18 protein-coding genes, 1 rRNA gene and 1 other annotated feature (1 of these 20 running past the window's edge) are annotated in these 20,379 nt (G+C 32.0%); of the genes, 4 read left to right on the forward strand and 15 right to left on the reverse strand.

Going from position 1 to position 20,379, the window contains the following annotated elements; translation table 11 throughout:
• Positions 1–120, reverse strand: a binding site (T-box leader); it reaches 110 nt to the left of the window's first position.
• A gap of 354 nt (positions 121–474) precedes the next feature.
• Entirely contained in the window at positions 475–1,533 is a 1,059-nt protein-coding gene (locus MN581_RS03670; RefSeq protein ID WP_241699205.1) for a DNA/RNA non-specific endonuclease, read from the reverse strand.
• 173 nt (positions 1,534–1,706) lie between these two features.
• On the opposite strand from MN581_RS03670, the gene MN581_RS03675 reads away from it, so the two are divergent.
• Genes MN581_RS03675 through MN581_RS03685 form a run of 3 tightly spaced genes read left to right on the forward strand, consistent with a single transcriptional unit; the run spans position 1,707 to position 4,697 of the window.
• On the forward strand, positions 1,707–2,111 hold the full coding sequence (locus MN581_RS03675) for a DUF2177 family protein (protein WP_241699206.1): 405 nt from the start codon (positions 1,707–1,709) through the stop codon (positions 2,109–2,111).
• Positions 2,112–2,117: 6 nt separating this feature from the next.
• The gene (locus tag MN581_RS03680) at positions 2,118–3,920 is read left to right on the forward strand and encodes a DegV family protein (protein ID WP_241699207.1); all 1,803 of its coding nucleotides are present in this window, start codon (positions 2,118–2,120) and stop codon (positions 3,918–3,920) included.
• The gene (locus MN581_RS03685; RefSeq protein ID WP_117973172.1) at positions 3,921–4,697 is read left to right on the forward strand and encodes a DUF1295 domain-containing protein; all 777 of its coding nucleotides are present in this window, start codon (positions 3,921–3,923) and stop codon (positions 4,695–4,697) included.
• Positions 4,698–4,748: 51 nt separating this feature from the next.
• Here the strand turns inward: MN581_RS03685 and MN581_RS03690 are convergent, their stop codons facing one another.
• The 7 genes from MN581_RS03690 to MN581_RS03720 form a co-directional block, all read right to left on the reverse strand.
• On the reverse strand, positions 4,749–5,168 hold the full coding sequence (locus MN581_RS03690) for an FtsX-like permease family protein (RefSeq protein ID WP_241699208.1): 420 nt from the start codon (positions 5,166–5,168) through the stop codon (positions 4,749–4,751).
• 320 nt (positions 5,169–5,488) lie between these two features.
• Positions 5,489–5,743 carry an FtsX-like permease family protein gene (locus MN581_RS03695; protein ID WP_241699209.1) on the reverse strand — a complete coding sequence of 85 codons (255 nt, stop codon included), beginning with the start codon at positions 5,741–5,743 and terminating at the stop codon, positions 5,489–5,491.
• A gap of 221 nt (positions 5,744–5,964) precedes the next feature.
• Positions 5,965–9,498 (reverse strand): pyruvate:ferredoxin (flavodoxin) oxidoreductase, encoded by a 3,534-nt coding sequence (gene nifJ, locus MN581_RS03700; RefSeq protein ID WP_241699210.1) that lies wholly within the window; start codon positions 9,496–9,498, stop codon positions 5,965–5,967.
• A gap of 58 nt (positions 9,499–9,556) precedes the next feature.
• Entirely contained in the window at positions 9,557–10,003 is a 447-nt protein-coding gene (locus MN581_RS03705) for a flavodoxin (RefSeq protein WP_117974216.1), read from the reverse strand.
• 184 nt (positions 10,004–10,187) lie between these two features.
• Positions 10,188–10,772 (reverse strand): ribosome biogenesis GTP-binding protein YihA/YsxC, encoded by a 585-nt coding sequence (gene yihA / locus MN581_RS03710; protein ID WP_117974214.1) that lies wholly within the window; start codon positions 10,770–10,772, stop codon positions 10,188–10,190.
• Between the two features lie 4 nt (positions 10,773–10,776).
• A complete protein-coding gene (locus MN581_RS03715) occupies positions 10,777–11,493 on the reverse strand; it encodes an HAD family hydrolase (protein ID WP_117974212.1) in 717 nt (238 codons plus the stop codon).
• Positions 11,494–11,572: 79 nt separating this feature from the next.
• Positions 11,573–13,378, reverse strand: a complete 1,806-nt coding sequence (locus MN581_RS03720; RefSeq protein WP_241699211.1) for a glycerophosphodiester phosphodiesterase — start codon at positions 13,376–13,378, stop codon at positions 11,573–11,575.
• Positions 13,379–13,609: 231 nt separating this feature from the next.
• Here MN581_RS03720 and MN581_RS03725 point away from each other — a divergent pair, with 231 nt between their 5' ends.
• Complete coding sequence (locus MN581_RS03725; protein WP_117974208.1) at positions 13,610–14,275, forward strand: carbonic anhydrase family protein; 666 nt, start codon at positions 13,610–13,612, stop codon at positions 14,273–14,275.
• A gap of 24 nt (positions 14,276–14,299) precedes the next feature.
• Here the strand turns inward: MN581_RS03725 and MN581_RS03730 are convergent, their stop codons facing one another.
• From MN581_RS03730 to rrf, 7 genes are all read right to left on the reverse strand, one after another.
• The gene (locus tag MN581_RS03730) at positions 14,300–14,911 is read right to left on the reverse strand and encodes a lysozyme family protein (protein ID WP_241699212.1); all 612 of its coding nucleotides are present in this window, start codon (positions 14,909–14,911) and stop codon (positions 14,300–14,302) included.
• A 599-nt stretch (positions 14,912–15,510) separates the two neighbouring features.
• A complete protein-coding gene (dltD, locus tag MN581_RS03735; protein WP_117974204.1) occupies positions 15,511–16,770 on the reverse strand; it encodes a D-alanyl-lipoteichoic acid biosynthesis protein DltD in 1,260 nt (419 codons plus the stop codon).
• Positions 16,767–17,003, reverse strand: coding sequence for a D-alanine--poly(phosphoribitol) ligase subunit DltC (gene dltC / locus MN581_RS03740; RefSeq protein WP_117974202.1), 237 nt, complete (start codon positions 17,001–17,003; stop codon positions 16,767–16,769). Before dltC ends, dltD begins: the two co-directional genes overlap by 4 nt.
• A gap of 13 nt (positions 17,004–17,016) precedes the next feature.
• The gene (gene dltB, locus MN581_RS03745; protein ID WP_117974200.1) at positions 17,017–18,240 is read right to left on the reverse strand and encodes a D-alanyl-lipoteichoic acid biosynthesis protein DltB; all 1,224 of its coding nucleotides are present in this window, start codon (positions 18,238–18,240) and stop codon (positions 17,017–17,019) included.
• Positions 18,240–19,751, reverse strand: a complete 1,512-nt coding sequence (dltA, locus tag MN581_RS03750) for a D-alanine--poly(phosphoribitol) ligase subunit DltA (protein WP_117974198.1) — start codon at positions 19,749–19,751, stop codon at positions 18,240–18,242. The genes dltB and dltA overlap by 1 nt, the downstream gene beginning before the upstream one ends.
• Positions 19,752–19,768: 17 nt before the next feature.
• A complete protein-coding gene (locus MN581_RS03755) occupies positions 19,769–19,924 on the reverse strand; it encodes a teichoic acid D-Ala incorporation-associated protein DltX (RefSeq protein WP_117974196.1) in 156 nt (51 codons plus the stop codon).
• A gap of 330 nt (positions 19,925–20,254) precedes the next feature.
• Positions 20,255–20,370: ribosomal RNA gene (gene rrf, locus MN581_RS03760) — 5S ribosomal RNA — on the reverse strand.
• Positions 20,371–20,379: the final 9 nt, after the last annotated feature.

Consider the following 20,379-nt stretch of genomic DNA (forward strand, 5'->3'; position numbering starts at 1 on the left):
CTAACAATTCAAAAAGTTAACTCCCAGATGTGATTCACTTAACACGTCTACCTTTTTCCACCAACCAAAGGCTCTCTATAAAACGTCATTTAAGTTACTTTTTCTGTTCATGGTTTTTAACAACTTTATCATCAGGCTTTAATCTTGTCAACAAAATTAATTTAATCGTAATAACTTCTTCTTTTCTACAACTATCATTAATTAAATTTTCGATAATGAATGTAAATATAAGTAAATGAATGAATTATCATAGTCATATTTTTTTAATTTCTTATATTGATAATCAACTAATATCTTACCATGTAACCAACGTGTTTTTTTCGTGATAAAAAACTTAACTCGTCAGCTAATTCAACAATTAGTTTAGAAAAATATTCCAATGTTTTGTTATATCTTTAGATTTTATTTCTAAAAAGTCATCCCTAAATACAAAAAAAGAAACTGACAAAAAAGTCGTTTCTTTTTTATTTTAACTTAATAACAAATGTTACATGGTTCTAACCCTTTCTTTTTGGCTTCACCCAATGTAGAGGGAGTGAAATTACCGCGCCCATGAGCATGAGTATGATATTTTTTTCCAGTAGGTGTAACAAATACTTGATTCATATCATCAGATGAATCATTATCATTAGCCAATGATTCATGATTCGTGATATTGTGTTCTTCTTGTGATGGTTCATTTTCTTGAGCTCTCTCTCCTATTGAACTGCTACCATCTGCATAATTCAAGTCAATCCCATCCTGAATATTAAAGATGTAAACATTAAATTTTATGGTATCATTTCCAATAGATTGTGCTTCCATTTGAACGCCACGCGCCAGTAACTCTTCTCCTCTAAAAACTGGTGTCACACGATATCTTACATAATTATCTGAATTTTGTTCAAGATAATGTTTAACATCCATCTCATGACGTAACATCTCTGGACTGTTTAATTGTCTTGTTCCTGTAATTAAATTTTTCCAATTCGCATTTTCACCAGCTAATGCCCAACCAATTAAGTGTGATCGATTAAATAAATACCCACCTTCAATCTTTTTATTTTTCCAACCTGTTGGTGTAACAGACGAAATACTTTCTCTTTTTCCAGTTGGCATTAATGATTGATTTAGCATAGCATTTGCACTTGTTGCTCTATTTAACCCATCTAAATCACCATAAATTTCCCAAGCGCCATTACTCAAAGATAGCTCTTCATCGCTAAAGCTTGGTACACCATCGTTTACATTTATCGTTTGAGTTCCTTCGTATTCTAAGTTTGCCAAATCACTAACTTGATTTTTTAATTGTGAGGCTTGCTCTTCTTTTTTCTTTTTTTCTATTTCAGCTTGTTTTACTTTTTCTTCTACTTCTTTTTTAGCTAATTCTTCTTTTTCTTTACTTGATGTATCTACTGTACTTTCTTTTATAACACTTGATGAAACTGATGTATCACTTGTTTCCACTGTTTTATCAGCTACACATCCCCCAAAAGTTATTAACCCTGTCAATAACAGAGCAGATAACGCCCACTTTTTCATTTTCTTCTTCATCTTTTCCTCCTATATTTTCATTCCTATAAACTATCTTATAATAAACTATACACTTTTAGTTAATAGTGGTAAAAATACTTTTTTAAAAGTACATTTTTGTTAATCAAGGTAAATCCTTTTAATAAAATTTTTTTTCATGATACTATTTATTTAATCAGAATGGAGGAGTAATTATGAATCAGTTTTTAAAATTGTTTGGTATAAGTGCTGTTATCTTTTTAATGTTTGATCTATTTTGGCTATTAGTTGTATCAAAAAATTTGTACCAAACTTTCATAGGAGAGTTACTCGGTGATGTAAAGGTAACTCCCGCTATTATTTTTTATTTTGTCTACCTTGTTGGGGTTGTATTTTTTGTCCTAATCCCTGGTATTGACAAACAAAGTATTTTCTACACCATTTCTTCTGGGGCTCTATTTGGTTTTATTTGTTATAGTACCTATGATTTAACCAATTTAGCCACTATTAAAAATTGGCCAGTAACGATGACAATTATTGACTTAGTATGGGGAACATCCGTCACTGCTATTACATCAGCAATTGTTTATTTTATTAATTTTAATTTTTTGAAGGGGTAATTTAATTTGGAAGAAGTTGATATTAAAAAGTTAGCTAACAGTATCAAATCAGGTGCTAACTTAGTTATAAAGAATAAAAATGAATTAAATCGTATTAATGTCTTTCCTGTTGCAGATGGTGATACTGGTAGTAATTTGGCCTTTCTTATGCAATCAATTATGGATAATCTTGTTAGTTATCACGACACGGTACATTCTCTATTAACTAACGTAGCATCAGCCGCTTTACTTGGAGCTCGTGGTAACTCTGGAATGATTTTAGGACAGTATTTAAATGCCTTAGCAGAAGATTATGCTCAAAGTGATTTATCAACAGAACAACTCGTTTTTTCTTTTAAAACAGCTCTTGTTAAAGTATATGATTCGTTGCTAGATCCAAAAGAAGGAACCATACTAACAGTTATCTCCTCTTGGTCTGAAAAACTTGTTGATACTTATAAAAAAACACAATCATTAGAAGAATCTTTATCACAAGCACAGATGATAGCAGAAAAAGCCGTTTTAGAGACACAATTTCAAATGACAATTTTTAAAGAAAATAAGTTGGTGGATGCTGGAGCAAAAGGTTTTTATTATTTTATTACTGGTTTGACTGAAGCCTTCTCTCAAAATTTACCACAAGAGTTGATAGAAGAAACCATCCCTTCTTCTATAACTAACTATCCATCTAACTTGATATCATCTGATCATATCATATCTGAAAAGCCTTCTTATCGATACTGCTCGGAGTTTATTATGACTCAACCAAGTATTTCCGATAAAAAATTGAAAGGTAAACTATTAAATAAAGGGGATTCTGTTATTGTTATTGGAAATAAACAACAGTTAAAAGTTCATATACATACTAATAACCCTAAAGACGTTCTATCATTATTAAACCACTACGGTCGTATATCTTATCAAAAAATAGATGATATGCTTCTTCAATATGAAGTTAATACCAAGCCTGTATCATCTATCGCTATTGTGACAGACTCTATTGCTGATATACCAAGTGACTTACTATTGAAACACCAAATACATGTCATTCCAATGCCTGTTCAAAGCGAGTCTAATAATTATCTCGATAAATTAAGTATTGATTCACAGCTTATTTTTGAAAAGGGTATAAATACGAGTCAATGCAGTACATCGCAACCTACTATTCAATCAATTGATAACCTCCTATCTTTTTTACAAGGGAAATATGACCATGTGATTGTTATTACAGTCTCTTCAAAACTCAGTGGTACTTATCAACTAGTCAACCAAAGAATACAAACTAAAAAATTGGCATCTCAATGGATAACAGTTATTGATTCAAAAGCTAACTCTGTAGCGCAAGGTCTATTAGTTATGAAAGCAGCAGAATTAGTAGAAAAATCCTTGAGCTTTAATGACATTATAACTAATCTAAAAGATACCATTCATCGGTTATTTATCTATGTAGCTGTCGCTGATTTATCGCCGATGTTACAGTCTGGTCGAATTCCTTTATCTCTTGGAAAAATGGCTCAAAATTGCCACATCTTGCCAATTGTTAGTCTGGATTCATTTGGCGAAGGAAAACTAATGACTCTTTCATTTAGTCAAAAACAAAGTATTAAAAAAATAGCAAACAAAATAAAAAAACTATTTCGACATCATCAAATTGATCGTTTAGCTATCGCATATGTTTACTCGGAAAATCAAGTTGAATTACTAAAATATTATTTAAAAGATTATACTGATAAAATTGACTATTCAGTAGCCAGTTCAACATCTATTGCTATCAGCGCCGGAAAAAATAGTATCGCCATTGCAGGTATTTTAAAAAAAGGAGAAAGTTAAATGTATCTTACAATTATTCTAGCATTATTTGCTTATTTTATTATTTGGTTCATTATATCAACTATTAAATCCAACTATTCCTTAGTTGATATTGCTTGGGGGGGAGGATTTGTTGTGGTAGCTTGGGTAGGCTTTTTAATGGCCTCTCCGCATACCATTCAACAGATACTTGTTCTACTCTTTGTTACACTTTGGGGAGGTCGTCTTGCTTGGCATTTAGGGTTACGTAATTGGAATGCTCCTGAAGATTATCGATACGTTAAAATCAAACAACGTTGGGGAAATCAATTTGTTCACTTAAAAGCATTTATCAATGTTTTTCTTCTTCAAGGCCTCTTATTGTTTATTGTTGCACTACCTGTTACACATACTTTTACCAATCAACAAGTATATAATACTTTACGTTGGTGGCAAATACTTGGTGTATTCATTTGGATTATTGGATTTTTATTTGAAGTCATTGGAGATTATCAATTGACTAAATTTAAAGAAAATCCTAGTAATAAAGGAAAATTATTAACAACTGGACTTTGGTCTATTACTAGACACCCAAATTATTTTGGAGAAGTCACAAGTTGGTGGGGGATTTTTCTTTTATCTTTATCACATTGGACTAATCTTTGGATTATCATTGGTCCTATTACTATTACCTTTTTAATATTATTTGTGTCAGGTGTTCCCTTACTAGAAAATAAATATAAAACTAGAAAAGATTTTCAATCTTATGCACAACATACTTCAAAATTCTTTCCTTTTATTGGAAAAAAGGGATTATAAACTAACATATTAAAACAGCGACACAGTTTGATTCTGCGTCGCTGTTTTTTCTTATACTACTTTTCTCTCAACTAATCGATAATACACTTTAGATGTTTGAGCATACATCACAAGGTAAATTAGTAAAAAGATTACTACCATAATGATACAAATTATCATAAATAATACTTTATTACTCAATCCAAATAACATCAGTAAATTACTCATCAAAGGAAACGCAAAAGCTAAGTGAAATGTCGCGAGGATAATCGGGAAAAAGAATACCATAATGATTTGTCCTCTAATACTTTGTTTCACTTCTTGATGACTCATGCCAACCTTTTGCATAATATCATAGCGATGTTCATCCTGCATACCTTCTGATATTTGTTTGTAGTAGATGATTAACCCTGTGGCTAAAGTGAAACTAAGTCCTAAAATCATACCTAAAAATAAGAAACCACATAATGCTACTTGCCATAAATAAAGCATACGTTCCAAAAATCACAAGTACAATCGCAATAAAAATAAGCTAATTGCTTTTTAAAGGAAACTCGATAGTGACTGACATATAATATCCAGCACCAATACAATCAATGCCTGATATACCTGTTAATCATTTTACTTTTGGTTCTTTTTCCCCTGTTTGAGTACCTTTTAATAATTCTAAAAGATTGACTAGTTTTAACTGAATCATATTAATCGCATAAAATAATAAAAAGATACCGATAAAACATACTAACACATAACCTAGGCTCGTCATCGTTAAATTATAAGTACATCCTTCACCGAATCCTGTTATTTTTTCAAAATTAGAAACGATAATTTTGAGAAAATAATCCAATTACTATTGAAAACAATGACACTAACATGGTCTCGATAAATAAAATCTTGCCAAGTTCACGTTTTCCCATCCCTAATATATTGTATAACCCTAGTTCTTTTTTTCTTTGTTTGAGCAAAAAACTATTGGTGTACAATGAAAAAATAGTTGTAAAGATTAAGATGACGATTGAGCCAAAGTCAGATAATAATTTTGCTGAATCTGCTCCTAGTAAAGAATTCATTCCATCATTTTTTAATAAAATTTGTATAATTACATTGACGTTGACCAAAAAAATCATCGATAAGATAAATATGTTGTTAATCCTTAACTGATAATCGAATCATCTTCTACAATAAATAATTTGTGATTCATATTGAAACGCCTTTTTAGAATAAAAAAACCATTTCTATTATGTCTATACATAATAGAAATGGTTTTCACTTGTGTTGCTATGCTTTTTACTTATTTGCCTGACAGTTTTTTGTAGGTCTGAGCTTTTTCTATAGCATCATCTGCTGATTTTTCAAGTAATGTTGCTACTTCTGCTTCATCTTCTAATACATTTTCCAATGCAGAAAAACGAGTTTGATAGTTAAAGAATTCTGTTAGATTATCAAAATTAGCTTTTTTATAATCTATTTTTAGTGGCTCTTTTCCTTTATCCACTAGCTCAGGATTATAACGATAAAGCGGCCAGTAACCTGACTCGACAGCTCGTTTAGTTACTTCAACGGCATGGCTCATTCCACCTTGAATCCCATGATTGATACAAGGAACATATCCAATAATAAGGGATGGACCTGGATAATTTTCTGCTTCAGCAATTGCTTTGATTGCTTGGGTAGGGTTGGCATTAATCGCAATTTGTGCGACATACACCCCACCATATGTCATGGCAATTAATCCTAAATCTTTTTTAGGTGTTCTCTTACCTTCGGATGAGAATTTTGCAATTGCTCCAGTTGGCGTTGCTTTTGATGTTTGACCTCCAGTATTAGAGTACACTTCATTGTCCATGATAAAAATATTCACGTCTTCACCACTAGCTAAACAGTGATCAATCCCACCAAAGCCAATATCATAAGCCCAACCATCACCACCAATAATCCATTGGCTAGGTTTGACAAACAAATCTCTTTTACGATAGATATCTTCGAGTAATTCATTGCCATCCATTTCTTCTAACAAAGCTGCTTCTAGTTTTGTTGACCTCTGTCTTGATCCTTTTCCTTCGTCCTTGTGTTCAATCCAATCAGCCATCAACTCTCTTAATGAGTCGGTTCCAACTTGCTGTTCAATCGCTTCTTCTAGTAAATGTTGTACGCCATCTCGTTGTGTTTTATTAGCAAGGTACATCCCCAAACCAAACTCAGCATTGTCCTCGAATAACGAATTGCTCCAAGCAGGACCTTGTCCTTCTGAATTAGTTGTATAAGGAGTTGATGGTGCTGATGCACCCCAAATAGAAGAACAACCTGTCGCATTAGCCATCAACATACGATCACCATAAAGTTGCGTTAATAGCTTGATATAAGTTGTTTCACCACAACCAGAACACGCACCTGAAAATTCCATTAAAGGTTGCTCAAATTGAGACCCTTTTATTGATTCTTTTTTCTTCACAGGATTTGCTTTTTGTTTTAGCGTCATAGCAAATGCCCAGTTGATTGCTTCTTCTTTTTGCTCATCATAAGGTTTCATGACTAACGCTTTTTCTTTTGCTGGACACACATCCACACACAATCCACAACCTGTACAATCTTCCAATGACACTTGAATACGATATTTCAAGCCATCTGCACCTTTCATTTCACGTACAATAAATCCTTCAGGTGCTTCTGCCATCTCCTCATCGTCCGCTAAAAATGGACGAATCGCGGCATGTGGACAGATAAACGCACACTCATTACACATCGTACATGCTTCAGGTATCCATTCTGGAACTTCTAACGCAATGCCGCGTTTTTCAAAAGCGGCCGTTCCCATTGGTACACTACCATCCGTCATATTATTATCAATAAGTGTTTTAACACTCAATGAATCACCTTGTTGTGCATTAACAGGTTCTAATATTTCTCTGACATATTTTGGTTTTGTCATATCAACGACTGCTTTGTCTATTTCAATATCTAACCAATCACTAGGTATATCTACTTTTACCAAATCGGAGAGTGTCAAATCTATAGCTGCATGATTTTTATCCACAATTGCTTGCGATTTTTTACCATAACTTGCGACGACTTCTTCTTTTAAATATTTAATGTATTCATCTTTTGGCATAAGTTGATTCAACTCAAAAAACGCTGTCGACATGACTTGATTAATACGTCGACCCAAACCAACTTCTTGTGCTATGGACATCGCATCAATGATATAAAAGTTTGCTTCTTTTTTAGCTAATTCTTTTTTCAAACGTTTTGGCAATAAACGTAACACTCGATCTTTATCCCACGTCGTATTTAAAAGGAATGTCCCACCTTTTTTAAGTCCACGCAACAAATCGTATTGATGAATGTATGACCCATTATGACAGCCAATAAAGTCTGCTGTTTCAATTAAATAAGGGGAATTGATTGGTTCTTTTCCAAAACGTAAATAAGAGGTCGTTAACCCACCAGATTTTTTTGAATCATAAGAAAAATACCCTTGTGCATATAGGTCAGTGTGATTTCCAATGATTTTAATGGCTTGCTTATTAGCACCAACTGTTCCGTCAGATCCAAATCCCCAAAATTTTGCTTGGTAAGTATTTTTTGGTGTTAAATCAAGCAATGGTCCCACTGGTAATGACAAATGTGTGACATCATCATTGATACCAACAGTAAAACGATACAATAATTTATCCACCGGTCCACTTAAATGATCAAAAATCGCTTTAATTTGGTTAGGCGGCACATCTTTAGATCCTAATCCATATCGTCCACCAATGACAATTGGTCGATTTTTATGACGATACATCGCACTTTGAATATCTAGTAAAAGTGGCTCGCCATCAGCCCCTGGTTCTTTTGTTCTATCTAAAACAGCAATTCGTTCTACTGTATCTGGAATATTTTTTAAAATATTTTCAGTTGGAAATGGGCGATACAAATGTATATTTAAATGCCCTACTTTACGACCTTGATTATTTAGATAATCAACTGTTTGTCTAACAGTTGGTGCGACTGACCCCATTGAAATGATAATTTCTGTTGCTTCTTCATGACCATAATAAGTACTCAAATCATAATTCGTGCCACGAATTGCATTAATGTCGTTCATGTATTTTTGAACAATTTCTGGTACACGTTCATAATATTGATTAATTGTTTCTCTCTGTTGAAAGTGTATATCAGGATTTTGTGCTGTACCTGAAACACTTGGATGATTTGGATTCATTGCACGTTTTCTAAAAGCATCTAGTGCTTCCTGATTCACCAAATTTCCTAACACGTCATATGGAATCACATCAATTTTTTGAATTTCATGACTTGTTCTAAACCCATCAAAAAAGTTCATAAATGGTAAACTTGCTTCGATGGAAGCTAAGTGAGCTACCGCAGATAAATCCATCACTTCTTGAACAGAGCTCTCAGCTAACATACAGAAACCAGTTTGTCTGGCTGCCATGACATCTCCATGATCCCCAAAAATACTTAACGCGTTCGTTGTAACTGCTCGAGAGGCCACATGAAACACTGTCGGCAACAACTCGCCAGCTATTTTATACATATTAGGTATCATTAACAATAATCCTTGAGATGCTGTATACGTTGAGGTTAATGTGCCAGCTTTTAGCGATCCATGTACCGCTCCTGCTGCTCCAGCTTCTGATTGCATGTTTACTACTTTAACTGGTTCACCAAAAATATTTTTACGATGTTTCACTGACCAATTTTCTACCACTTCTGCCATTGTAGAACTTGGTGTTATCGGATAAACTGCCACTAATTCAGTAAATGCATAAGATACATAAGCCGCAGCTGTGTTGCCATCCATGGTAATTTTTTCTGTCATTGTCGTTACATCCTTTTCTATGCTAAAAATAAAAGCAAGGTGTGACCCTTGCTCCTGACTACTCCACTTTACTAACTAATTGGTCAACAAATGCTTGAAGACGTTCTGTATCTTCTCCGTCTGCTTCATTTTCAATCTCAACCATCTCAGCACCTTCTGTGGCACCAGTCTTTTTAAATTGTTCCACAAAATCTCGTGCTGACTGGCAGAAATATTCCCCGTATTCTGTATCACCTGATCCAACAACGCCGAATAATTTGTCTTCTAAATCTTCCTCTTCTAAATCAGCAAAGAAGTCTTCTATCTCAAATGGTAATTCACCATCTCCATATGTATAAGTGGCTACAATACAAATATCTGCATCTTCAAAAAAGTCTGGATCAACATCTGTACACTCTTCACGTTCCACTTCTAAACCTGCATCTATAAACTGATCTTCTATAATTTCAGAAATACCTTCTGTATTTCCTGTCATACTTGCATATACGATTTTTACTAAAGCCATTATTCTCCCTCACTTAACATTATCTTAATTATTTCACAAACCTTGTCTCCTAAATTTTACCATAGATAAGACATTTTATGAATATTCTAAACCTAAAATTAATGAAAATACTTAGCAATTTGTTACTTTTTTCATAAAAAAATGAAGCATGTCGAGCATACTTCATTTTGACTACTTATTTTATTTAATCCATATAACTTTCAATGGCTTTCCACGCTTTATCTTTTCCTTCTTTTGTTTCAGAAGAAAAGATAATAAAGTCATCTAATGGATCAAAATTCAATTTTTTCTTAATCATTGATTCATGCTTGTTCCATTTTCCACGAGGAATTTTATCGCATTTTGTTGCAACAACAATGACTGGTATATTGTAATACTTCAAGAATTCATACATTTGAATATCTTCAGTCGAAGGAGCATGGCGCATATCAACAAGTGACACAACAGCTTTTAATTGCTCTCTTTCAGTCAGATACGTTTCAATCATTTGTCCCCATTTTGCACGCTCAGTTTTAGATACTTTGGCATAACCATATCCTGGTACGTCAACAAAATGTAAACTATCTTCAATAATGTAAAAATTTAGGGTTTGTGTTTTTCCAGGTTTCCCTGATGTCCTGGCTAAATTTTTACGATTAACTAGTGTATTAATAAAGGATGACTTTCCAACATTCGAACGTCCTGCTAATGCTATTTCTGGTAAATTTGTTTTAGGGTATTGCTCTGGTTGTACCGCACTAATCACGATATCTGCATGATTTACATTCATGTGTTTACTCCTCTTGTAATAAGCCTAACACTGTTTCCACAATGTTGTCATAAGATGATAACGCCACATCTGGTTTTATCATTTCTTGTGTTAGTCTTTTATTATTTTTGTTTAACCAAACGATTTGCCATCCAGCCTTTTTAGCCCCGATGACATCATTTTCATATGAATCTCCAACATATAAAAACTGACTATTATCAGGATAAATGGTTTCGACTACTTTAAATGCCGATACATCTGGTTTACTATAGCCAATACTTTCTGAAATATGATGGGTGTCTTCACTAATCCATTTCGACACTCCTAATTGCTCGATTTTTAACTGTTGATGTTCTGTCGGTCCGTTAGTCAAAAGTCCTGTTAGCACTTTTTTTTCATCTAAGATAGTAAGTAATCGTACCATCTCTGGATGAAGAACAAGTTGATTTTGTTCATAGAAATAACAATCTTGAAACGCCTGACACACTCCTTTAGATTCCTCTATCCCTAAATCATTTAATGCCGCTTGAATACGATAGACTCGCATATCTTTTAGCGACAATGCGCCTGATACTGTATCAGGAAAAGCTAAATCACTATGATAACGAAATAATTGGTATAACGTTCGTAAAGAAATCTCACTTAGCCACTTTTTTTCACCAAAATTCTTAATCATAGCCAATTCAAACGGACTAAATTGGTCATATAACGTATCATCCACATCAAACACCACAACAGTCATTCATTCCATCTCCAATCAATTCTCACTTCATTATATAAAAAAAATGGCTGTTATGCCATTTTTATTTGAAACAAATGAGTTAACCAATTCCTACCAAGAAATATAATAACTTATCAGCATAAGTCGTTTCTTTAATATCCCTTGAAAGCACAGTATTTAATAACGTCATATTATCAGTAATTACTCCATCTACTCCATAAAAAATCATACGATTAATGGTATCTGTATCGTTTAATGTCCACACATAAACTTTCTTCTCTTGATTATGCATAGACTGAACCAAATTTTTTGTAAGTGTTGTGTATTCAACCGAATAAAAATCCATCTTTCCTTCAGGAGGGCCAGCTAATGTGAAAGGCATAATATATCCCACATATAAATCGGGTTTTTTTTCTTTTAATTCTTTTACCACATCAAAAGACAATGACTGAATTTCATGCCCTTCTTCTTTTATCGTATCGTAATATTTTTTTATAAACCGCTCGACCATATCAGGGCTATCTTGTTTTGTTGCTTTGATTTCAATCAATAATTTTTGGTTTAGCTCCTTAGCTCGTTTTAAATAGTCATCAAAAGATACCAAATGTGCTTGTTTGCCATTTTCTTTGGCTGTCATATGTTGTAATTCTTCTCGTGTAAATTCATTTGGACGACCTTTTTGTTTAACTAACTGATTTAGTTTAAAATCATGCATCACAATAAATTCCTTATCTTTTGTCTCTTGCACATCCATTTCAACAAAATTAGGCCGTGTTTTCTTACTTGTCATCTCCAATGCCTCTATTGAGTTTTGTACATGGTTCCCATTATCAACTCCTCGATGTGAGATTGTTAACGGTCGATGAATACTTGGCTGGGTTAAAAATAAATAATTGTATGACAAGACACTGATGATTAACCAGATTCCACCAAGTGTAACGATTATTTTTTGTGGCCAGGTTACTTGTTTAAACGTTGTTTTATTAATCAATGGAAACATATCATTGGTATTTGGTAGATAACCTGATTTATCTAAATATGAAATCGTAATAAAGAAAATTCCAATCGTCGTTAAAACTAAATTAAATACCCAATTAAATTGAAGGAGTGTTAATAATACAATTGCCACATAAAAACTAGATGATTGATAATAAGTATCTACCACCTCTTGTATTCCTATTAGCAATCCATTGACCACCACAGCTATTATGGCGATTGTACCCATTACCGAAATAAATTGAATGATAATCGTTTTTAAATGTTTTTTGGTTAAATACCAACTTGTTTGGCTAGCCTTTTTAAAAGTGTAGTCCTTAAAAATCATTAACGGTAATGTAAACATCAAACGAATGGCTATTGCTATTAAACTTACATAAGCTAAAATAAATAGTATAATAAAAATAACACGATTCTCAAAAATAAAATCAACAATAAAAATTGGTATTTTAAATTTTGATAATAGGTCCGAATTAAATCTTATTGCTCCTATTGAGCCTAATAAAATAAAATAACACAAAAAAAATAAAAAATTACTAATTTTTAATTTTTTCATCTGGAAAATAGTTTCCTTAGCTAATTGCCTCAAAGATATTGCTACTTTATGTTTTACAAAGTACATCGTCAGTAGTAAAAACGTATACTCAAAATATATTGTAAACACTAATAAAAATAACATCATAATCATTAAAAAAAGCACAATTGGATGATGAAAAAGAATTAATCCCACAGTATCATAAGACAAATAAGGGATATCTCCCATTTTTAAAATAAAACGAGTTAATGTAACCATAAAAGGTGCCATGATAAATAATATGATAACGTTGGCCAATATAACACTTTTAGATGAACTTACCCCATCTTTTATGAATTCAAGTGACCTTTTTATACTATTCTTCACTTTGTACATTATATCACCTCACTCTTAATATTATATACTAAAACATGTCATAAAGGGGATAAATAATTTATTTATTCTGTGTCATTTTTGTTATATCACCTTCTTGTTCATTTATATATCATTAAATAATAAACATTCTTTACAATACTATTTTTCAAGACGTCTGACTTGGCGAAAAGAATTCATTTCAGATAAAATTTTGATAACAATAAAGTTGAATGATTGAAAAGGAGTTTTTGAATGAAACATTTTAATGCACCAATACTTGACTGGAACTACGTTAATCAACATGACTGGTGTTGTGAACACTCAATGTCGCAATCACCTATTGATATAGATACAAGTACCTTGGAACCAATGATGGATATGGGGAAGTTACAACTAACCTATTCTCGTACAGTGGATGCTATTTTTGATACTGGCTCAGCTATTCAAGGATTAGCTACAGGAACAGCTAATATTAACAATCGTTTTTTCAACCTACAACAATTCCATTTTCATACTCATAGCGAACATAAAATTGATGGTAAACTATCTGATGCTGAACTTCATTTTGTTCATGAGGCACAAAATGGTCGTTTAGCTGTTTTAGGTGTATTCTTAATTGAAGGTGCTCATAATGAGACACTTCAAACATTACTAGATGCTGTGAACACAAATAAATCCATTCACAATGTGTATCTGTATGACTTATTACCTAAAATTTCTGATTATTATCACTATCTAGGCTCTTTAACAACACCTCCACTTACTGAAAATGTCGAATGGTATCTCTTTAGAGAAACTGTGGAAATTTCTGCCAAACAAATTCAAACTTTAAAACATTTCCATGCTAATAATGCTCGTCATACCCAACCATTAAATGGACGAAAAGTCTTATTTAAATCATTCAATAAAAACTCCTAATGGCTAGATACCATTAGGAGTTTTCTATGATAATATGTTAATAATCTTCATATTTCGTTTAACAAGTTCCGCATAAAAGAAATTCCCACCATTTTGATATAATTTACCACCATTATGAAATAATGCAATCGGTTCATAATAATGATATGTTGCACCTGTTGCATTTCCTAACATAGGTGCTAACACCTCTTTAGAATAAGTTTGAGCTAATTCTAAAGAATTTTTCTCACCATGAGTGACTACATAATCCACATAGCTTGTACCAAAATTATACGCTTGAACTCCTGTCCAAATATCACACCCATTATCAAGTGCATACTTGATTGCCTCTGCTAAATGTGTCACACCACTTGTGATACTCTCTTTTTCTGTTGTTATTTTATTTTGTTCACCATACTTACTTTCACTACTCTGCATAACGTCTACACTGTTGCCTTTTGTTTCCGTAAATATAATGGCTAATACAAGGTCTTCATATTGATCCATATTTTCTTCTTCTAGAACAGTCTTCACTAAAGGTTCCCATTTTAATGTTTGGGTAACATGTTTTTTTAACTGCCAAACATACCAACTACATGCAATCAAAAATACTAATGTCAAAAATAAAATATACCGTTTTATTATTTTTTTACTCACTCATGCATTGCTCCTTATAATCAAGGTAGCATTATTTTGTCATATTATGTTTTAATAATCAAGTCATAGTTAAACTGTTTAGTCTTATTTTAACAATTACATAATATCATTTAATAACAATAATTTATTTTATTGAAATATCTCATCTGTATCAGGCTCATATGTAAATCTTGTGCTATTTTTTCGGTAAAACTAATACTCTTGTACTTAGTTTAGGTGCTTTTTCTATATCATGGGTAATCATAAAAATACTTTGATGTTTTTCTTTCCACAGACATCGCAATAAGCCTTGCCTATTTCATCTTGTAATCGCATCTAATACAACTAAAGGGTTCATTTAACATCGCTCTAGCGCTATATAAACATTGTTTCATGCCGCCAGATAGTTCATAGTTTCTAATCCTATCAATCCAACCTGAGTAATCAATGTAGTGACTTTTTGTTTTATTTCCTCAGCTGACAATTTTTGCTATTCAGACCCATAAGCTATACTTTGTTCCACTGAAATTCAAGGATACTCCCACATCCACGCGATTCTTTTTAGACTCTCTAAAAATACAAAAAACTCCACTTACTGTTTAGGTAAATGGAGTGTTTGTTTATTTATATTGTTCTGTCTGCCATTCTTTACTAAAGAATAATTCTGGATTCATTTTATAATCAGGCTTTTTATTAGACTTCAGAAACTCTTGTAAATGAGTATCCATTTCTAACCATCCACGCCAACCAATGTGAATCGTGTCTTCCATGAAGAATTTTTCACCACGTTTATCAGTAAAATCGACAACATTATTAAAGCCTTGTGACGTTAATTGATAATTAATTTTTTTAGAAAAATCATCTAACATCTCAGTTGATAAGCCTGTATAATCAGACCACAACTTATTCACCGGTGGAATAACAAACATGGCATCAATATTATTTTTATCAAGCAATTCTAAGAAAGCCTCAAAATCTGCATATTCTGGTGAAGAGATATAGTTAAATTTCTTTTGAGAATCCTTTAACCTCCCTTTCATCGGCATAATTCTATTTGAGTAAAATCCATTTGAAATTTCAAATGGGTTATTATTCGTTTTCTCTTGTCCAATTTTATAAGCTAATGCATCAAGCTCATTAAAATTATATTGATTTGGTAAATATGTTGCTTGTTTATCAATTCGTTTATTCTTAGAAACAATTCCAATTTGACCAAATAGTAAATCTTCATTTCGAAGTCGTTTATATTTATAATAAGCTTTTCTTCTATCAGCTTTTGATAGTTCTTCGCCATTTTTTAATTTTAACAACATTTTCTTTAACTGAGTATCAGATTTTACACTTTCAAATTCAAGTAACCGACCAGCAATATATTGATCAGTTTGATCAGTTTCATCTAAATCTACTAACCATTCATACGTTTCAATCGGTGAATAAAAAAGTGAGTACATGGGATCTGATACACCTTTTTTAACAAACCATTGTGGAGAAATAATAAATACAACTTTTTTATTTTCTAATGGTTTTTTAACAGAATTTAACATAAAAAAGTGCGTTAAAGATTGCGTTCCTGGCGCTCCTAAGAGGAACGGTTCATAAGATCTATCATATTTTTTTGCCATTACAGATGGATGAAAAGGATTCACACGACTTAATTCAGATGAACCAAAGAATGGTAAATACTTTCCAGATTCCATTGCTTCTCTTTTTATTTCAGATCCTTTTAATACATTAACAGACATAGACGATGCAGCTTCATGTACTTTCTTTTCTGAAGGTTCCTTAATAAATTCTAGTGGCGAATACAATAAAACTACTATGAACAAAGCTGCTAAAGCGAATGGTCCAACAGCGAAAAATATTTTTTTCTTTAGTGTCATGATTGTAAAGCTTCAACCTGTGCAATAATTTGTTCAGGAGTCGCCCACTCGCTTCTTTCATATTCTGAAACAGGAACAGTTATACCTAATTGACCATCAATTTCTACTAACAATTGAACAGTAGCCATTGAATCTAAAATACCTTCTTCATATAAATCAACAGTCATTTGATCTGAAAAATCACTTCCTGTTAAATCTTCTAAAATACTTAAAACTGTCTCTTTTACGTTCATTTTTACCCATCTCCTATACTAAAATAAAGTGCTTAATTAATGTATCTAAAAATCCTGAGAATATCAAGAAACTAAAACATACTGCATTAAATGTAATAAAAATTGCTAAAGCATGAGTCCAACGATTACTTGGCAATGTGTCTTTATGTTTCTTTTTATATCTCAACCAAGCATCATTAATACAAATTAATAAAGCATGGTAAATACCATATACAATATAATACCAGGTTAATCCATGCCATAACCCCATTAACAGGAACAGGCCGAAATACCCAACGTTTGAAGCCACAACACGACTCTTAAATATTTTTTTCTTTAATAACGTAAACATCAATCTCATGTAAACATAATCTCTAAACCAAAATGATAAAGTGATGTGCCATCTATTCCAAAATTCTTTGATGTTGGGACTAATAAATGGTTTATTAAAGTTCATGGGTGTTTCATAACCAAGTAAATAACTTGTCCCTACTGCAAACAAACTATAACCAGCAAAATCAAAAAATAAATAAAAACTATACACATACATATACCCAATTGTTCCAAGAACAGGAGCCGTTCCACCTAGTGCAACTCCTTGAACAGTTGGTAATAATTGACTACCTAAAACATATCCTATAATAAATTTATATAATAAACCTAAGAATATATAATGAATACCTTTTTGTAACAACTCTACATATTTTTCTTTATCTGGCGGATTTAAATAATCTTTTAAAAATCGACGATAACGATCAATTGGACCAGATGAAATAGTTGGAAAGAAAATTAAAAATTGAATATAATATTTAATATTAAATTCCTTTAATATCCCGTCACGTATTTCCATCACGACTTGAACAGATTTAAAGGTTAAATAAGAATAACCTAGAAAAGCTAAAATCGACTGAGAACCAAAAAATGGTGAAAGCTTAATGATAATCATAGGCAATAGATTTAGCAAAACTGCTAAGTAAAAAATACTACTTTTATTATCTTTTTGTCTGTATTTAAAGTATATAGCCGTTAATAGTGTTTGCCAAATCATGTAGGCAATTAAAGCCAATCCCTGTTTTGAATTTGGGCCACCAAAACTAATCCATAAAAAGAAAATAGTTAAAAAATTTTGATACCACATCATTCTTTTACCATTTAAGGATAAAAGAATCGATGGAATAAATAATACACCTAATATAATAAAATAAAAAGGTTTTTCATAAGGAGTCAAGTATGGGATCAACTGTGCTAGCTGACTCATTAACTATTCACCTCATTTATTAACTTTTTACGATCTATTTTTCCGTTTTGTGTCATTGGAAGACTTTCAACAAAGACAAAACGATGTGGCACCATATAATCCATTACTGTTTTATTTAAGTCCTCTTTTAATTTTTGAATCAAGCTTTTTTCATCTGCTTTTTCAACAGGTGTTTCCAACACCACATAAGCTAATAATTGTTGTACCTTACCAGACTTATTATATTTTGGAACAGAACATGCCGAACGAATTTCTGGCAGAGTGATTAAATGGTGATCAATATCACCTAATTCCATCCTATAACCATTTAACTTAATTTGAAAATCCATTCTTCCTTTATAAAATAACAAATCGTCTTTGATTAAACCTGCATCTCCGGTTCGATAGGAAGGTACCCCTTCAAATTCAAAGAACACCTCTTTTGTTTTTTCAGAATTATTAAAATAACCTATAGATACACTTGGACCAGAAATAACAATTTCACCAATTTCACCACTAGGTAATTTTTCACCCTGATCATTCAAAATATGAATTGTTGTATCACTTTTAACTTTTCCAAGTGGTACTCGTTCATAGTTATCTAAAACATCTTGCGTGATGATAATATTAGTAATAGCAACAGTTGTTTCTGTTGGACCATATGTATTATAAATTTTAGCATTAGGGAAACGGTCTAACAATTTTTGAGCAGTATTTTTTGGTAATTCTTCGCCACAAAATTCAAAATTTTCTAATGTTGGTAAATGTTCAGAATCAAATTCTGGATTCAATAATACCATTTCAATTAATGAAGGAGTTGATACCCAGACATTCAAGGCCATTTCTGGAATTGATTTGAATAATAATGGAAAATTCTCAATCATCGTTTTCGGCATTGGAATAAGAGTTCCAGCTGATAATAAAGCAGGATACAAATCCATTACTGATAAATCAAATGAAAATGGTGCTTGACATAAAAAACGTTGATTTTTTTTCAAATAAAAATCACTCAACATCCAATTGGTAAAACTAATTAAATTATTATAAGTGATTTGCACCCCTTTTGGCTTTCCAGTTGTTCCAGATGTAAAAATAATATAATACACATCATTTTCACACACCACTTGTTTTGCTAAATATTCTTTTTCATCATTCATCAAAGAAATAACTGTTTGTCTATCATAAACTTCTTTTGTATCTAATGGCCAATCAGACAAAGATAAAACACAAGAAGCATTTGCTTCTTCAACAATCATCGATACTCGTTCTTTAGGTGTGTGATCATCAACAGGCACGTATGAATGACCCGATTTAGTACAAGCTAAAAAAGAAATAACCATTAAAGCCTCTTGCCCACCGTAGACAATAATAGGCGTTTTCACTGGGTACCTTTCTTCTAAAAATCCAGCGAGAGAATCTGATAATTTATCTAACTCTTTATAAGTGTATCGACGATTATTTTCTTCAAAAAAGATGGTTTCTTCACTATTTAATGAAATATCTTTAATTTTTTCTAAAATTTTATTTAACATTATTTACTAGCTCCTTTTTAAAATTGATTATATATGAAAGAGCCCCCACCAACATGGCTATATTGATACAAATAAATTAATACAAGTATTATGGCTGCATAAAAAAGTGTTTTTCCAACAAAACTCATCCATCTTTTTGTATTTTCTGGCACTTCAATTTTTTTTAATTCCATACATAGCACTCCTTTACTTTCAACTCATTTTACAATCATTTAAGTTAAATTATATCAAGCATATGATTGAATTTATAATAGGTCTTGAGACCTATTTTTTATAAATCTTTGACTAGTTTAGTGTAAATACTATTGTCAACAATAATAGTCAAATATTAAAAAACCTCATATATGAGTTTATCATATTTCTACTATATTTTATAATATTTTGTGTGATTTCATTCTTTATTCTCACTTTATTATTATTAACATGTCTATTATAACAAAAAAAGGAGATAACATAATTAAATGTACCCCCCTCTCTCGTTAATATTTAAATTAATACAAAAAGCACGGCAACGTCCTACTCTCACAAAGGGAAACCCTTCACTACCCTCGGCGCTAAGAAGCTTAACTTCTGTGTTCGGCATGGTTACAGGTGTATCCTTCTTGCCATCGTCACCGCACTTATATGT

The sequence above is a fragment of the Vagococcus sp. CY53-2 genome, assembly GCF_022604695.1.
Classification (GTDB): domain Bacteria; phylum Bacillota; class Bacilli; order Lactobacillales; family Vagococcaceae; genus Vagococcus.

What these genes read in the sequence shown, in the direction of transcription:
- MN581_RS03715 (WP_117974212.1), bottom strand. Translation starts at nt 11,493, where the DNA reads ATGACTGTTGTGGTGTTTGATGTGGATGATACGTTATATGACCAATTT.
- MN581_RS03705 (WP_117974216.1), bottom strand. Translation starts at nt 10,003, where the DNA reads ATGGCTTTAGTAAAAATCGTATATGCAAGTATGACAGGAAATACAGAA.
- dltD (WP_117974204.1), bottom strand. Translation starts at nt 16,770, where the DNA reads ATGACACTAAAGAAAAAAATATTTTTCGCTGTTGGACCATTCGCTTTA.
- MN581_RS03685 (WP_117973172.1), top strand. Translation starts at nt 3,921, where the DNA reads ATGTATCTTACAATTATTCTAGCATTATTTGCTTATTTTATTATTTGG.
- MN581_RS03725 (WP_117974208.1), top strand. Translation starts at nt 13,610, where the DNA reads ATGAAACATTTTAATGCACCAATACTTGACTGGAACTACGTTAATCAA.
- MN581_RS03675 (WP_241699206.1), top strand. Translation starts at nt 1,707, where the DNA reads ATGAATCAGTTTTTAAAATTGTTTGGTATAAGTGCTGTTATCTTTTTA.
- MN581_RS03695 (WP_241699209.1), bottom strand. Translation starts at nt 5,743, where the DNA reads ATGAATTCTTTACTAGGAGCAGATTCAGCAAAATTATTATCTGACTTT.
- dltB (WP_117974200.1), bottom strand. Translation starts at nt 18,240, where the DNA reads ATGAGTCAGCTAGCACAGTTGATCCCATACTTGACTCCTTATGAAAAA.
- dltA (WP_117974198.1), bottom strand. Translation starts at nt 19,751, where the DNA reads ATGTTAAATAAAATTTTAGAAAAAATTAAAGATATTTCATTAAATAGT.
- MN581_RS03670 (WP_241699205.1), bottom strand. Translation starts at nt 1,533, where the DNA reads ATGAAGAAGAAAATGAAAAAGTGGGCGTTATCTGCTCTGTTATTGACA.
- MN581_RS03690 (WP_241699208.1), bottom strand. Translation starts at nt 5,168, where the DNA reads ATGCTTTATTTATGGCAAGTAGCATTATGTGGTTTCTTATTTTTAGGT.
- dltC (WP_117974202.1), bottom strand. Translation starts at nt 17,003, where the DNA reads ATGAACGTAAAAGAGACAGTTTTAAGTATTTTAGAAGATTTAACAGGA.
- yihA (WP_117974214.1), bottom strand. Translation starts at nt 10,772, where the DNA reads ATGAATGTAAATCATGCAGATATCGTGATTAGTGCGGTACAACCAGAG.
- MN581_RS03720 (WP_241699211.1), bottom strand. Translation starts at nt 13,378, where the DNA reads ATGTACAAAGTGAAGAATAGTATAAAAAGGTCACTTGAATTCATAAAA.
- nifJ (WP_241699210.1), bottom strand. Translation starts at nt 9,498, where the DNA reads ATGACAGAAAAAATTACCATGGATGGCAACACAGCTGCGGCTTATGTA.
- MN581_RS03755 (WP_117974196.1), bottom strand. Translation starts at nt 19,924, where the DNA reads ATGGAATTAAAAAAAATTGAAGTGCCAGAAAATACAAAAAGATGGATG.